At 68.3% G+C, this 14,104-nt stretch carries 11 protein-coding genes; 7 read left to right on the top strand and 4 right to left on the bottom strand.

The genetic code is table 11. The features are described from left to right. The first annotated feature begins 55 nt into the window (after positions 1–55). From ntrB to cobA, 6 genes are all read left to right on the top strand, one after another. A complete protein-coding gene (gene ntrB, locus EC845_RS08105) occupies positions 56–1,045 on the top strand; it encodes a nitrate ABC transporter permease (RefSeq protein ID WP_123296971.1) in 990 nt (329 codons plus the stop codon). A gap of 10 nt (positions 1,046–1,055) precedes the next feature. After that, positions 1,056–1,859, top strand: a complete 804-nt coding sequence (locus EC845_RS08100) for an ABC transporter ATP-binding protein (RefSeq protein WP_123296969.1) — start codon at positions 1,056–1,058, stop codon at positions 1,857–1,859. Between the two features lie 339 nt (positions 1,860–2,198). Continuing rightward, a complete protein-coding gene (gene nirD / locus EC845_RS08095) occupies positions 2,199–2,546 on the top strand; it encodes a nitrite reductase small subunit NirD (protein ID WP_123296968.1) in 348 nt (115 codons plus the stop codon). A gap of 21 nt (positions 2,547–2,567) precedes the next feature. Continuing rightward, entirely contained in the window at positions 2,568–6,833 is a 4,266-nt protein-coding gene (locus tag EC845_RS08090) for a bifunctional nitrate reductase/sulfite reductase flavoprotein subunit alpha (RefSeq protein WP_123296966.1), read from the top strand. 193 nt (positions 6,834–7,026) lie between these two features. After that, positions 7,027–8,013 carry a DNA-binding protein YbiB gene (gene ybiB / locus EC845_RS08085; RefSeq protein ID WP_123296964.1) on the top strand — a complete coding sequence of 329 codons (987 nt, stop codon included), beginning with the start codon at positions 7,027–7,029 and terminating at the stop codon, positions 8,011–8,013. Beyond that, a complete protein-coding gene (gene cobA, locus EC845_RS08080; protein ID WP_123296962.1) occupies positions 8,010–8,855 on the top strand; it encodes a uroporphyrinogen-III C-methyltransferase in 846 nt (281 codons plus the stop codon). Before ybiB ends, cobA begins: the two co-directional genes overlap by 4 nt. A gap of 72 nt (positions 8,856–8,927) precedes the next feature. Here the strand turns inward: cobA and EC845_RS08075 are convergent, their stop codons facing one another. The 3 genes from EC845_RS08075 to rodA all read right to left on the bottom strand — a co-directional run bounded on the left by EC845_RS08075 (position 8,928) and on the right by rodA (position 12,140). Then, positions 8,928–9,428 carry a hypothetical protein gene (locus EC845_RS08075; protein ID WP_123296960.1) on the bottom strand — a complete coding sequence of 167 codons (501 nt, stop codon included), beginning with the start codon at positions 9,426–9,428 and terminating at the stop codon, positions 8,928–8,930. Positions 9,429–9,451: 23 nt separating this feature from the next. Then, entirely contained in the window at positions 9,452–10,924 is a 1,473-nt protein-coding gene (gene tldD / locus EC845_RS08070; RefSeq protein WP_123296958.1) for a metalloprotease TldD, read from the bottom strand. A 61-nt stretch (positions 10,925–10,985) separates the two neighbouring features. Further along, on the bottom strand, positions 10,986–12,140 hold the full coding sequence (gene rodA, locus EC845_RS08065; protein ID WP_123296956.1) for a rod shape-determining protein RodA: 1,155 nt from the start codon (positions 12,138–12,140) through the stop codon (positions 10,986–10,988). Between the two features lie 290 nt (positions 12,141–12,430). Between rodA and EC845_RS08060 the strand changes: the two genes are divergently transcribed. Continuing rightward, positions 12,431–13,039, top strand: coding sequence for a YqiA/YcfP family alpha/beta fold hydrolase (locus EC845_RS08060; RefSeq protein WP_123296954.1), 609 nt, complete (start codon positions 12,431–12,433; stop codon positions 13,037–13,039). A gap of 20 nt (positions 13,040–13,059) precedes the next feature. On the opposite strand, the gene EC845_RS08055 is transcribed toward EC845_RS08060, so the two are convergent. Then, positions 13,060–13,998 (bottom strand): bestrophin family protein, encoded by a 939-nt coding sequence (locus EC845_RS08055; protein ID WP_123296952.1) that lies wholly within the window; start codon positions 13,996–13,998, stop codon positions 13,060–13,062. Positions 13,999–14,104: the final 106 nt, after the last annotated feature.

Here is a 14,104-nt window from a genome sequence, read left to right as displayed (position 1 = left end):
TTGCAAGTTCGCCAGCCGGCGGACACCTCTTCCTCGTTCTCACCAGGAGCCAGACATGGTCAGTGCAGTCTTCCACGGTCCCCTGGACCCCCTCGCCACCGAGCCCAAGGGCCCCGGCGCGGCGCTTCACAACAAGGCGCCAGCCGTCCGTCCGGCTTCGCCCTCAACCTCCGACGAAAGCGCCTGCGCCATGGCCGCCCTTCCCACCATGCCGACCGCTGCGGCGGTCACTGCCGACAGCCCTCCCCGCCCGGCCCTGCTGGCCGGCCTGCACCGACTGGCCATGCGCCTGCTTCCGCCCGCGCTGGGCATCGCGCTGCTGGCGCTGGTGTGGGAGCTGGTGGCCCAGACGGGCGGCGGCATCCCCGGTCCGGTCGAGACCTGGGGTGCGGCCGTGACGCTGTTTGCCGATCCCTTCTACCGCGCCGGGCCCAACGACCAGGGCATCGGCTGGAACGTACTGGCGTCGCTGCAGCGCGTCGGTCTGGGCTTCGGGCTGGCCGCGCTGGTGGGGATTCCGCTCGGATTCGCGATCGGCCGCTTCACCTTTCTCTCGCGCATGTTCAATCCGCTCATCAGCCTGCTGCGCCCGGTCTCGCCCCTGGCCTGGCTGCCGATCGGGCTGCTGGTGTTCAAGTCGGCCGATCCGGCGGCCATCTGGACCATCTTCATCTGCTCGATCTGGCCGATGGTGATCAACACGGCCGTGGGGGTCCAGCGGGTGCCGCAGGATTACATGAACGTGGCCCGGGTGCTCGATCTGTCGGAATGGAAGATCGCCACGCAGATCCTGCTGCCGGCCGTGCTGCCCTACATGCTCACCGGCGTGCGGCTGGCCGTGGGCACCGCCTGGCTGGTGATCGTGGCCGCCGAGATGCTGACGGGCGGCGTGGGCATCGGCTTCTGGGTGTGGGACGAGTGGAACAACCTCAATGTCGCGCACATCATCATCGCCATCTTCGTGATCGGCATCGTCGGCCTGGTGCTCGAGGCGGCGCTGGTCAAGCTGGCATCGGCATTCACCTTCGAAGACAGCAAGGCCTGAGGAGACGACCATGAACGACGGCAAATACATCGAGATCCGCAACGTCGCACAGACCTTCAAGACCGCGAAGGGCAATTTCCCGGCCCTGCGCGAGATCGACCTGGACGTGGCCAAGGGCGAGTTCGTGGCGCTGATCGGCCACTCGGGCTGCGGCAAATCGACGCTGCTCAACCTGATCGCCGGCCTGACCCTGCCGACGCAGGGCACGCTGATCGCCGCCGGCAAGGAGATCGCGGGACCGGGTCCGGATCGCGCCATGGTGTTCCAGAACCATTCGCTGCTGCCCTGGATGACATGCGAAGGCAATATCCACCTGGCCGTGGAACGGGTGTTCGGCAAGACCGAATCGAAGGCACGGCTCAAGGCCCGCACGGCGGCGGCCCTGGCGATGGTGGGCCTGTCGCATGCCGCACACAAGCGGCCCGGCGAGATCTCGGGCGGCATGAAGCAGCGCGTGGGCATCGCCCGGGCCCTGTCGATGGAGCCCAAGGTGCTGCTGATGGACGAACCCTTCGGCGCGCTCGATGCCTTGACCCGCGCCAAGCTGCAGGACGAACTGCTCGGCATCGTGGCGCAGACGCAGTCGACGGTGGTGATGGTCACGCACGATGTGGACGAAGCCGTGCTGCTCTCGGACAAGATCGTGATGATGACGAATGGCCCGGCCGCGACCATCGGCGAAGTGCTGCGCGTCGAGCTTCCGCGGCCGCGCGACCGCGTGAGCCTGGCAGAGGACAGCCGCTACCAGCACTACCGCAAGGCCGTGATCGATTTCCTGTACACCCGGCAAGGCCACGTCGAGAAGGCGGCCTGAACGTCCGCGGGCGCAGCCGCGGCGGCTCCGGATCGGGGCCGGCGCAGGCACCATCTTGGATCGCCCATGCACCAATCCCATTCATGAAAGGCCTCGGCACGAGGCCTTTCTCGTGCAACCGGGCCGTGCACCCGTGAATCGGGCATGGCATCGAACTTGCTTGTCATGAGGCATGGAACAGGCATGGCAACGGCGTCGTGCGGTTTCAAGGACAAAGGCGTCCGCAGTTCACCGTCCCTCGGGATGGTCGTGCTGCGGACGCCTTTTTTTATTTCCACGGGCCTCTCGATACGCACACCGCCCCGCCTCAGAGCGGGGCCGAATTCCAGGACATCCCCCATGACCGCAGCCGCAACACTCCCATCCGACAACTGGAAAGCCATCTGCCGGCTCGACGACATCTGGCCGGATACCGGCGTCTGCGCCCTGCTGGCAGGACGGCAGGTGGCCATCTTCCGGCTGGCCGGCGACCGCCTGTACGCCATCGACAACCATGATCCCAACAGCGGCGCCAACGTGCTTTCGCGCGGCATCGTCGGCGACCTCGGCGGCGAGCCCGTGGTGGCCTCGCCCATCTACAAGCACCACTATCAGTTGCGCACGGGTGCCTGCCTCGAGAATCCGGACACGCCGCTGCGCACCTATGCCGTGCAGGAGCGCGACGGCACCGTCTACCTGTGCAGCTGACGCACACGGAGAGCACGCGCCATGGCCGAAGTCAAATCCGTCTGTCCTTACTGCGGCGTGGGCTGCGGCATCGTCATGGAGGTCCGGCAGGGCCGCGTGATCAAGGTCTCGGGTGACAAGCAGCACCCCAGCAACTTCGGCCGGCTGTGCACCAAGGGCCAGACCTGCGCGCAGCCGATCGATGCGCCGGGCCGGCTGGCCCAGGCCTACCTGCGCAGCGAACGCCAGCACGAGCCGGTCCGCGTGGAACTCGACCATGCCATCGCCGAAACGGCCCGGCGCCTGCAGGCGGTGATCGACACGCACGGCGCGGATGCGGTGGCGCTGTACGTCTCGGGCCAGATGTCGCTCGAGGCCCAGTACCTGGCCAGCAAGCTGGCCAAGGGCTACATCCGCACCCAGCACGTCGAGTCGAACTCCCGCCTGTGCATGGCCAGCGCGGGCAGCGGCTACAAGCTGTCGCTGGGCTCGGACGGCCCGCCCGGCTCCTACCAGGACTTCGAAAGCAGCCAGCTGTTCTTTGTGGCCGGCGCCAACATGGCCGACTGCCATCCGATCCTTTTCCTGCGCATGATGGAGCGCGTCAAGGCCGGCGCCAAACTCATCGTGGTCGATCCCCGGCGCACGGCGACGGCCGACAAGGCCCATCTGCATCTGCAGATCCGCCCCGGCACCGATCTGGCGCTGCTCAACGGCCTGCTGCACCTGCTGGCCGCCGGCGGCCACGTCGACGACGACTTCATCGCCCGCCACACCGAAGGCTGGTCGGACATGCCGGTCTTTCTGGCCGACTACACCCCCGAGGCCGTGGCCCGCCTCACCGGCCTGGACGAAGCCGACATCCGCCTGGCGGCACAGTGGATCGCAGAATCCCCCGAATGGATGAGCTGCTGGACCATGGGCCTCAACCAGAGCACGCACGGCACATGGCACACCAACGCGATCTGCAACTTGCACCTGGCCACGGGCGCCATCTGCCGGCCGGGCAGCGGTCCGTTCTCGCTGACCGGCCAGCCCAATGCCATGGGCGGCCGCGAAATGGGTTACATGGGGCCCGGCCTGCCAGGGCAGCGCTCGGCTCTGGTGCCCGAGGACCGGGCCTTCGTCGAGCGGCTCTGGCAGTTGCCGCCCGGCACCCTGCGCACCGAAGGCGGACAAGGCACGGTGGCGATGTTCGACGCCCTGGCCGACGGGCGCATCAAGGCCTGCTGGATCATCTGCACCAACCCGGTGGCCACGGTGCCCAACCGCGCCCGGGCCATAACCGGCCTGCAGGCCGCCGAACTGGTCATCACGCAGGACGCCTTCCTCGACACCGAAACCAACCGCTATGCCGACATCCTGCTGCCCGGCGCGCTGTGGGCCGAGGGCGACGGCGTCATGATCAACTCGGAGCGCAACCTCACGCTGGCCCCGAAAGCCGTCGATGCGCCCGGCGACGCCTTGCCCGACTGGGAACTGATTGCCCGCGTGGCGCGCGCCATGGGCCATGGGGCGGCGTTCGAGTACGCCAGCGCGGCCGAGGTGTTCGAGGAGATCAAGCAGGCCTGGAATCCGGCCACGGGGTACGACATCCGCGGCACCAGCCATGCCCTGCTGCGCGAGTCGCCGCAGCAGTGGCCCTGCCCGCCCAAGGCCGGCCATGCCCGCCACCCCATCCGCTACCTCAACGACGGCCGCAGCCAGACCCTGCGACTTGACGCGCAGGCCCAGGCGCCGCGCCTGTCTTTTGCGACCGCCGACGGCAAGGCACGCTTCCTGGCGCGGCCCTTTCTGCCGCCCAGCGAGCTGCCGGACGAGCAGTACCCTCACGTCCTCAACACCGGCCGCCTTCAGCACCAGTGGCACACCCTGAGCAAGACGGGCAAGGTCGGCACCCTCAACAAGCTGAACCCCGCGCCGTTCGTCGAGATCCATCCGCAAGACGCCGCAGCGCTGCGCATCCGCGACAGGCAGCCGGTGCGGCTCGCCTCGCGGCGCGGACAGGCCGTGCTGCCCGCCCGCCTGAGCGACCGCGTGCAGCCCGGCCAGGTCTTCACCCCCATGCACTGGAACGACGTGTTTGGCCAGGACCTGTGCATCAATGCCCTGACCAGCGACGCCTGCGACCCGATCTCGCTGCAACCCGAGCTCAAGCATGCCGCCGTGTCGCTCACGCCGCTCGACACCGCCCTCCTGCCCGACGACGAGACCGCCCCCATGAACGAGCAGCCCCCCACGGCCCACCGTGCCGAGTCGACCGCCACCCCGGCCGCTGCGGCCATGGCCACCGCCGCACAGCAGGACGGCGCCTTGCCGGACAGCCTGTACGCCGGGGCCACGCAGGCCGCCATGCCCCCGGCCTCTGCCTCCGCCGGTGCGACCCCCGCGCTGCTGGCCCATGGCCTGGGCCTCTCCTCGCTGCCGCCTCCCGACTTTTCGCCCGACGAACAGCGTTATCTGCAGGGCTTCGTGCGCGGCCTGGAACTTCGTCCCTCGGTCCGTCCCGCCCTGCCTGCGGACGCCCCGTTGGCTACACACCGGCGCCTGTACGTGGAAGGCCTGCTCGCCGCTTTGCTGGGCGGCGGACCGGACCAGCCCGCCGCAACGGCCAACCACGGCCCCCGCCCGCCGGCCGCAGCGCGGGCGCTGACCGTGGCCTGGGCCTCGCAGACCGGGAACGCACAGGCGCTGGCGAGCCAATGCGTGCAAGTCCTCACGGCCGCCGGCCTGGCACCGCGCCACGTCGAGCTGGGCAGCCTCGACGCCGCGGCCCTGGCGGCCACCCACGATCTGCTGATCGTCACCAGCACCTTCGGCGACGGCGAAGCCCCCGACAACGCAGGCACCCTGCACACGCTGCTCGACAACTGGAAAGGCGCGCCGCTGAACCAGTTGCGCTACGCCGTGCTGGCGCTGGGCGATTCGAGCTACTCGGATTTCTGCGGCTACGGCCGTGCCCTCGATGCCCGACTGAACACCGTGGGCGCCCAGCGGCTGGCCGAACGCGTGGATTGCGAGCCCGACTACGAACAGACGGCCGAAACCTGGCTCAATACCATGGTCAGGTGCCTGTCGGCGCCGGCCGCGGCAGCAGACGCGCCCGCTCCCTCCGCCGCCGTGGCGGCGAGCCCGCAGACCAGCGCCGCCCGCAAGCAGCCCGCAGCCGGAACCCACCGCGACCACCCGGTGACCGCTCGGCTGCACGGCAACCGTGTGCTGAATGCCGCCGGCTCGTCGAAAGAGACCCGCCAGATCGTGATCGACACGGCCGACAGCGGCCTGCAATACGAAGCCGGCGATGCGCTCGGCGTGTGGCCGGTCAATGCGGCGCCGGCCGTCGAAGCGCTGCTGCTGGCGCTGGGCGTCGAGGGCGGCGCTCCGCTGCCCCCGCTCGCGCTGCCGGCCAGCGGCCATGCGCCGGCACCCCGCACCTGGCGCGATGCGCTCAGCCACCATGTCGACATCGGCCGCCCCGGCCTGGAGCTGCTGCGCTGGCTGCAGCAACGCAACCGCAGCGCCGAACTGGACCACCTGCTCGATCCGACACGCAAGGAAGCCCTGGCCGTCTGGCTGCGGGGCCGCAACATCGCCGACGTCCTGGCCCTCTACCCCGCCACCGGCGCGGCCGCCGAGGCACTCGGGCACTTCAAGCGCCTGCAGCCGCGCCTGTACTCGATCTCGTCGAGCCCTCTCGTGCATGCCGGGCAGGTCCATCTGACGATGTCGACCGTGCGCTACACCGCCGAGGGCCAGTCGCGTGCCGGCGTGTGCTCGGGCTGGCTGGCCGACAGCGAGCCGGGCCAGCTCCTGCATGTCTTCGTGCAGCGCTCGGCCCACTTCCGGGTGCCCGCCGACCCCAGCCGCCCCATCATCATGATCGGGCCGGGCACGGGCATCGCACCGTTCCGCGCGTTTCTTCAGGAACGTGCCGCCAGCGGCGCGACGGGCGGCAACTGGCTGTTCTTCGGCGAGCAGCATGCCGCCGAGGACTACTATTACCGCGACGAACTCGAAGCCTGGCAAAACCAGGGCGTGCTGCACCACCTGCACACCGCCTTCTCGCGCGACCAGGCCCACAAGATCTATGTCCAGGATCGCATCCGCGAGCATGGAGCAGCCGTGTGCGACTGGTTGAACCAGGGTGCCCACGTCTATGTCTGCGGCGACGCCAGCCGCATGGCCCGCGACGTGGATCAGGCGCTGCGCGACGTGCTGGTGCAGCACGGCAAGCTGTCCGACGAAGCTGCGCAGGCCCATCTGAGCCAGCTCGCACGCGAGAAACGGTATGTTCGAGATGTGTACTGAAGCCACACGGCAAGGCGCCGTCTTGTGCCGCCGGCACGGGACCGGTCACACCGGCCCGCAACGGCGCGACGGGGCTTCTGAAAACGCGGCGCTGCAGCGCCGGCGCGGCCGTGCCGCGGGCGTCGAGACCACACAACACTCTTTGCCATATAACCAAAAATAATCAAAACTACGAGACAATATATCCCCCATCATGAGCATCAGCCACTACATCAAAGAAATCGGGCGCGGCAAGGACGGCGCGCGCCCGCTCACGCGCGACCAGGCCACGGACCTGCTCGGCCAGGTCCTCGATGGCGCGGTCACCGACCTCGAAGTCGGCGGTTTTTGCCTGGCCATGCGCATCAAGGGCGAGACGGCCGACGAGATGGCCGGCTTCATCGACGCCGCACGGGTCCGCATGAGCCTCGTGCCGCCCTCGCCCGGCGGCCGCGCTACCGTGGTCCTCCCCAGCTACAACGGGGCCCGCAAACTGCCGGTGCTGACGCCGCTGCTGGCGAAGTTGCTGGTCGACCGGGGTTACCGTGTCGTCGTCCACGGCGTGAGCAGCGACCCAGGCCGCACCACCACGGCAGAGGTGTTGGCCGCCATGGGGCTGGCCGCCCGTGCCGACGTCGCCGATGTGCGAGACGACGAAGTCAACTTCCTGCCCATCGAGGTGCTGTCGCCCGCGCTGCGCCGGCTGCTCGACGTGCGCCGCGTGGTGGGCCTGCGCAACTCGGCGCACAGCATGGTCAAGCTGCTCAACCCCTGCACCGACCGGGCGTTGGTGGTGGGCAGCTACACCCATCCCGAATACCTGATCTCGATGGCCCAGGTCTATGCCACGATCGCCGCCGATGCCCTGCTGCTGCGCGGCATCGAGGGCGAAGTCGTGGCCGATGCCCGCCGCACCCAGCAGATCGATGCGTTCATCGCCGGCCGGCGCTTCCGCCTGCAAGAGGCCCAGACCGGTCCCATCACCACGGTGCCGGACTGGCCCAGGGACATCTCGGCGCCCGCCATCGCCGGCTACATCCACGAAGTGCTTGCCGGCCGCCAGCCGCTGCCGCTTCCCATCACCCAGCAAGTCGAACAGATCGTCCGCGCCAGCGACGCCATCCGCACCGGGCAGGCGCCGGGCACACCGGTGTCGCACGGCGATGCGGCCGAACTCGCGCTGCAAGGCATCCCATCATGAACGCCATCTCCAGACCTTCTTCGCACGACCTCTCCTCCGGCGGCGTCGCCCTGGTCGGCGCCGGCCCCGGCGATCCGGAACTGCTCACCCTCAAGGCCGTGCGCGTCATCGGGCAAGCCACGCTGCTGCTGGTCGACGATCTGGTGAGCGACGAGATCCTGGCGTATGCCCATCCGGACGCGCGTGTCGTGCATGTGGGCAAACGCGGCGGCTGCAAGTCGACGCCCCAGGCCTTCATCGAGAAGCTGATGATCATGGCCGCGCGCGAAGGCGAACGCGTCGTGCGGCTCAAGGGCGGCGACCCGTTCATCTTCGGGCGCGGCGGTGAAGAAAAGGAACACCTCGAAGCGGCAGGCGTGAGCGTCGAGGTCGTCAACGGCATCACCTCGGGCCTGGCCGCCGTGACCAGCCTGGGCGTGCCGCTGACGCACCGCGACCATGCGCACGGCGTCGTCTTCATGACGGGTCATGCCCAGTCCGGCCAGGGCGTGGACTGGCCGCTGATGGCCCGCACGGCCGCGCAGGCCCGGCTCACGCTGGTGATCTACATGGGCATCAGCAATGCCGCCGAGATCCAGCAGCAACTGCTCACGGGCCTGCCCGCCAGCACTCCCGTGGCCATCGTCAAGCACGCCAGCCGTCCCGAACAGCGCCACGCCGTGGCACAGCTCGGGCAACTGGTCGACACCCTGCAGCGCGAAGACCTGGGCAGCCCCGCCATCATCGTGGTGGGCGATGTCGTCAAGGGCGTGGCTGCGGCCGCGCAGTCGCCCCAACTCTCGCAGTCGCTCGGTCTGCCCAGCGACGATGCATCCGCCGATCCCGCACGGAGCCACGGCTGATGCGCTGAACCGCGACGGCTGCCGCGCAGCCCGACAGGCCGTTGCGCTGCTGCCGGGCCTGCGTCCGGGTGCTCAATCGCGGCAGTAGCCTTCGCCGGCCTTCACGACCAGGCAATTCTTCTTGTCGGCCAGCCACTTCATTCCGGTGGCCTGGCCATCGCCGGCGCGCAGGCGCTCGGCTTGGCCGTCGCGCACGAAGCGCACTGCATCGCCCTCGGGCTGTGCTGCGAACGTGCGGGGGCCGTCGAGGTTCTGGATGACGACCTCGTAGCGGCCGGGTTCGCCGTCGAGCTCGAGGAAGGTGCCCTCCGGCCCCTGCCAGCGGCCCAGCCAGCCGGCAGGCAGCGCGGCCGGCGCCGAAGCAGAAGACACGGCCGACCCGTCCGATCCCGCAGAAGCCGGCGGCGCAGATGATGTGCCGCCCGGCGCGGCCGATGCCTCTTCGTGCCGCGAACAGCCCGTCAGCAAGACGGCGGTCAGCACCAGCATGCCCGAAGAAGCGGCGATGGCCGCTCTGGCCAGGCCGGAGGAGCCGGGCCGGCCTTGCCGAATGCTCGATGCGGAGCGGGCCATGCCGTGCCTTGCCGATGCCCCGCTCAAGCGGTGCCGCCCACCGTCAGGCCTTCGATGCGCAGGGTGGGCTGGCCCACGCCCACGGGCACGCTCTGGCCTTCCTTGCCGCAGACGCCGACACCGGAGTCCAGCGCCAGATCGTTGCCGATCATGCTGACGTCCTTGAGCGACTCGGGGCCGCTGCCGACGATGGTGGCGCCCTTGACGGGGTATTGGATCTTGCCGTTTTCCACCCAGTAGGCCTCGCTCGCGGAGAACACGAACTTGCCCGAGGTGATGTCGACCTGGCCGCCGCCGAAGTTCACGGCATACAGGCCCTTCTTGATGCTGGCGACGATTTCCTGGGGATCCTTGTCGCCGGCCAGCATGTAGGTGTTGGTCATGCGCGGCATGGGAATATGGGCGTAGCTCTCGCGCCGTCCGTTGCCGGTGGCAGCCACGCCCATCAGCCGGGCGTTCATGGCGTCCTGGATATAACCCTTGAGAATGCCGTCCTCGATGAGCACGTTGCGCTGGCTGGCGTGGCCCTCGTCGTCCACATTGAGCGAGCCGCGGCGATCCGCAAGCGTGCCGTCGTCGAGCACCGTCACGCCCTTGGCAGCCACGCGTTGGCCGATCATGCCCGAGAACGCACTGGAACCCTTGCGATTGAAATCGCCTTCGAGGCCATGGCCCACGGCCTCGTGCAGCAGCACGCCGGGCCAGCCCGGGCCCAGGACCACGGTCATCTGACCGGCGGGTGCCGGACGCGAATCCAGATTGGTGATGGCCGCATGCACGGCCTGCTTGGCGTACTGCTCGATCTGCTCGTCGCTGAAGTAGGCCAGGCCAAAACGGCCGCCACCGCCGGACGAGCCGACTTCGCGCCGCACCTGGCCGCCGTCGTTGCGTTCGGCAATGACGGTGATCGACAGCCGTACCAGGGGACGCACATCGGCGGCCAGGGTGCCGTCGGCACGCGCCACCAGCACCACGTCGTATTCGCTGGCCAGCCCCGCCATCACCTGCTTGATGCGGCTGTCCTGCGCGCGGGCGATGCGTTCGGCCTTCTCGAGCAGCTTGACCTTGGCCGTGCTGTCGAGGGTGGCGATGGGATCGATCGCGCCGTACAGGCTGCGGCTCTTGGCCACCTTGCGGGCCCCCACACGCACCTTCTTGGACTGCCCGGCAGCGCCGATGGTCCGCACGGTGCGGGCGGCATCGAGCAGGGAGGCCATCGAAATGTCGTCTGAATAGGCGAATGCCGTCTTTTCACCACTCACCGCCCGCACACCGACGCCTTGGTCGATGCTGAAGCTGCCGGTCTTGACGATGCCTTCCTCGAGACTCCAGCCTTCGCTGCGCGTGTACTGGAAGTAGAGATCCGCATCGTCGACCTGGTGGGTCCGGATCTCGGCCAGCACCCGGCCAAGATGGGATTCGTCCAGCCCGAAGGGCGTGAGCAGCAGTTCCTGGGCCGTGGCCAGGCGTTGGAGCGTGGGTTCGCGTGCAATCATGCAGACATTGTAGGCAGCGGCGCCCGCGTCTGCTCGCAAAGGCCGGACCGGCCGCCTCGCATCAGGTCTGCATCAGGCGCCGGCTGCGTGAAATCGACATCAGAATGCCCAGCCCCAGCCCCAGGGTCACCATCGCGGTGCCGCCGTAGCTGATGAAGGGCAGCGGCACGCCCACCACCGGCAGGATGCCGATCACCATGCCGATGTTGACGAAGGTGTAGGTGAAAAAGATGAGCGTGACCGCACCGGCCAGCAACCTGGAAAACAGGTTGGGCGCATCCATGGCGATGATGAATCCCCGCACGATGAGGAACAGGTAACAGCAGATCAACGTGACATTGCCGATGAGGCCGAACTCCTCGGAATAGGCAGCAAAGACAAAGTCGGTGGTGCGCTCGGGGATGAACTCCAGATGGGTCTGCGTGCCCTGCAGGAAGCCCTTGCCCCATATGCCGCCCGAGCCGATGGCGATCATGCCCTGGATGATGTGGAAACCCTTGCCCAGCGGATCGCTGAAGGGATCGAGCAGCGTGCACACACGGTGGCGCTGGTACTCGTGCAGGAAGGGCCAGACCACGTCGGGCTTGCAGATTTCGGGGCCGCTGAGCACGATCGCGACGATGCCGGTCAGGGCGATCAGCACCGGCGGCACGATGAGTTTCCAGCTCAGCCCGGCAAAAAACAGCACGCCCAGCCCGGCCGCCAGAACCAGCAGCGAGGTGCCCAGGTCGGGCTGTTTCATGATGAGGGCCACCGGCACCATGAGGATCACCGCGGCCACGCCGTAGTCGAGCGGCCGGAGCTGACCCTCGCGGCGCTGGAACCACCAGGCCAGCATGAGCGGCAAGGCGATTTTCAGGATTTCGCTGGGCTGGATCTCGGTGCCGATGTTCAGCCAGCGTGTCGCGCCCTTCTTGGTCACGCCGAAAAACTCCACGCCCAGCAGCAGGATCACACCGACGGTATAGAGCGGCACGGCCAGTTGCATCCAGCGCTGCGGAGGCACCTGCGCGGCCAGGAACATGACCCCCGCGGCGATCAGCGCATTGCGCCCGTGCATGACGAACCGGGTGCCGTGATCGAAACCGCTGGAGTACATGGTCACCATGCCGATGCCGACAAGCATGCCGATGGCCAGCAGCAGCCACCAGTCGTAGCCCTGGAACACCGGCAGCACGCGGCGCCAGAGCGGAGGTTGGTTGAAGGTTACGGCCATGGATCAGACAAAAAACGGCAGCCAGAGGCTGCAAAGCCGCGAATTATCGGCGTTCGGAGCCACTTCACCAACACGGGCGCGGCTCGGATGTTTCGATCCCGGCTTCATCGCAAGGTTCAGCGCGTGCGGCGCGCGAACGCACGACGCGGTCGGGGCCTCGCGCCGGCGGCCTGGGCCCGGCGCCCGCAGCCCTCTCTCGGCGCTCCGTCGCTCGGGCTTCATGGCGGCGCCGTCCGGCTTCGTCCGCCATGCGATGATCGTGTCCAGACCTGCCGCCACGCCAACCGTCCATGACCGCTCGCCACCGCACCACCCACCTGTTGTATCTGCACGGCTTCCGTTCGTCGCCCCAGTCCATGAAGGCGCGGAAGGTGGCCGAGCGCGTGGCCCGCTCGCACCCCGGCGTGACGTGGTGGTGCCCGCAACTGCCGCCCTCGCCGCGCGAGGCCCTGGCACGGGTGCTGGAGGGGGTGGCGGACTGGCCGGGCGACCGCATGGCCGTGGTGGGTTCTTCGCTGGGCGGCTTCTATGCGTCGGCCGTCGCCGCCGAACGAGGCTGCCGCGCGGCGCTGATCAATCCGGCGGTCGAGCCAGGCCGCGATCTGGCACGCTACATCGGCCTGCAGACGGGCTGGCAGAACCCCGAAGAGACCTTCTTTTTCCAGCGCCACTTCATCGGCGAACTCGACGACATCCAGCGCCGCACGCTGCAGCTCGAACAGACGGCGCATCCGCTCACCTACGCGCTCATCGCGCGCGGCGACGAAGTGCTCGACTGGCGCGAGATGAGCGCCCGCTACCCGCATGCGCAGGTCCGCCTGCTCGAGGGCGGCGACCACGCGGTGAGCGATTTCGACGACCACATCGACGAACTCTTCACCTTCCTCGATCTGGCCTGAGCGCGGCCGGGCCGGCCCGTTCAGGTCAGCACGTAATCCTGGGCCTCGGGCTCGGGCAGCAGGGTTTCGCCCAGCGCTTCGCGCAGGTTGTTCTCGATGGTGCGCGACAGCGCGTCGAGCGGCAGGTCGTTGAGTTCGGTGCCGAAAGGCTGTTCGATCTCGGCCCCCAGGGCTTCGAGGGCAAAGAACGTGTAGGCGATGAAAGCGACGATGACGGGTGTCATCGAACCGATCGAGTCCACCAGGCCGAAGGGCAGCATCACGCAATAGAAGTACACCGTCCGGTGAATGATGACGGAGTAGGGAAACGGGATCGGGGTCGAGGCGATGCGTTCGCAGCCGCCCAGCGCTTCGCCCAGACGGGCGACGGAACGTTCCAGCGTCGGCACCAGCACCGGGGAAAGACGGCCTTCCCGGCGACGGTCACGCAGCCATTCGCCCACCATGAGGAGCAGCATCGCGGGCTTGAAACGCACCCCCGACAGGCGTTCGCGCTGCGGCAGCTCGAGCAGGCGATCGAGGTCCACGGTGGGATCGGTGCCGCGCATCTGGTGCTTGAAGGCATGGGTGAAGGCGGCCAGCAGCCGGGCCAGCGCGCGAACCCCGCCCGTCGGCCCATCGGGGCCGGCCGGAGACGGCGCATCGTCGATCAGCGTCAGCGACTGCCGTACCAGGGCGCGTGTCTCGACCAGCAGGGCCCCCCAGAGCATGCGGGCTTCCCAGTAACGCGCATAGCTGGTGCTGTTGCGAAAGCCCAGAAAGATCGCCAGCGTCAGTCCGATGAGCGAAAACGGCACGAAGTTCAGCGGCACTTTCCACCACAGCAGTTGCCCGTGCAGATGGGTGACCAGGACGGCCAGGGCCGTGGTGATGATGAGCTGGGGCGCGATGTTGCGCAGGATGGAACCGCGCACGACAAAAAGCATGCGGAGCCAGTTGAGATGGGGACGGACGATCATGGGAGAACGAAGCCGGCGTCGGCCGGCTCGGCGGCGGGGCTGTGAAGAGTCGGAAAAAAGCACATGCGCAGTGCCCTGCCAGGTGCCGGGCTGCACTCTACTCCGA

This window comes from Comamonas sp. BIGb0124, from assembly GCF_003752175.1.
Classification (GTDB): Bacteria; Pseudomonadota; Gammaproteobacteria; order Burkholderiales; family Burkholderiaceae_C; genus Comamonas_F.
Note: the sequence above shows the minus strand (reverse complement) of the source record. Positions and strands in the feature narration are given on the sequence as shown.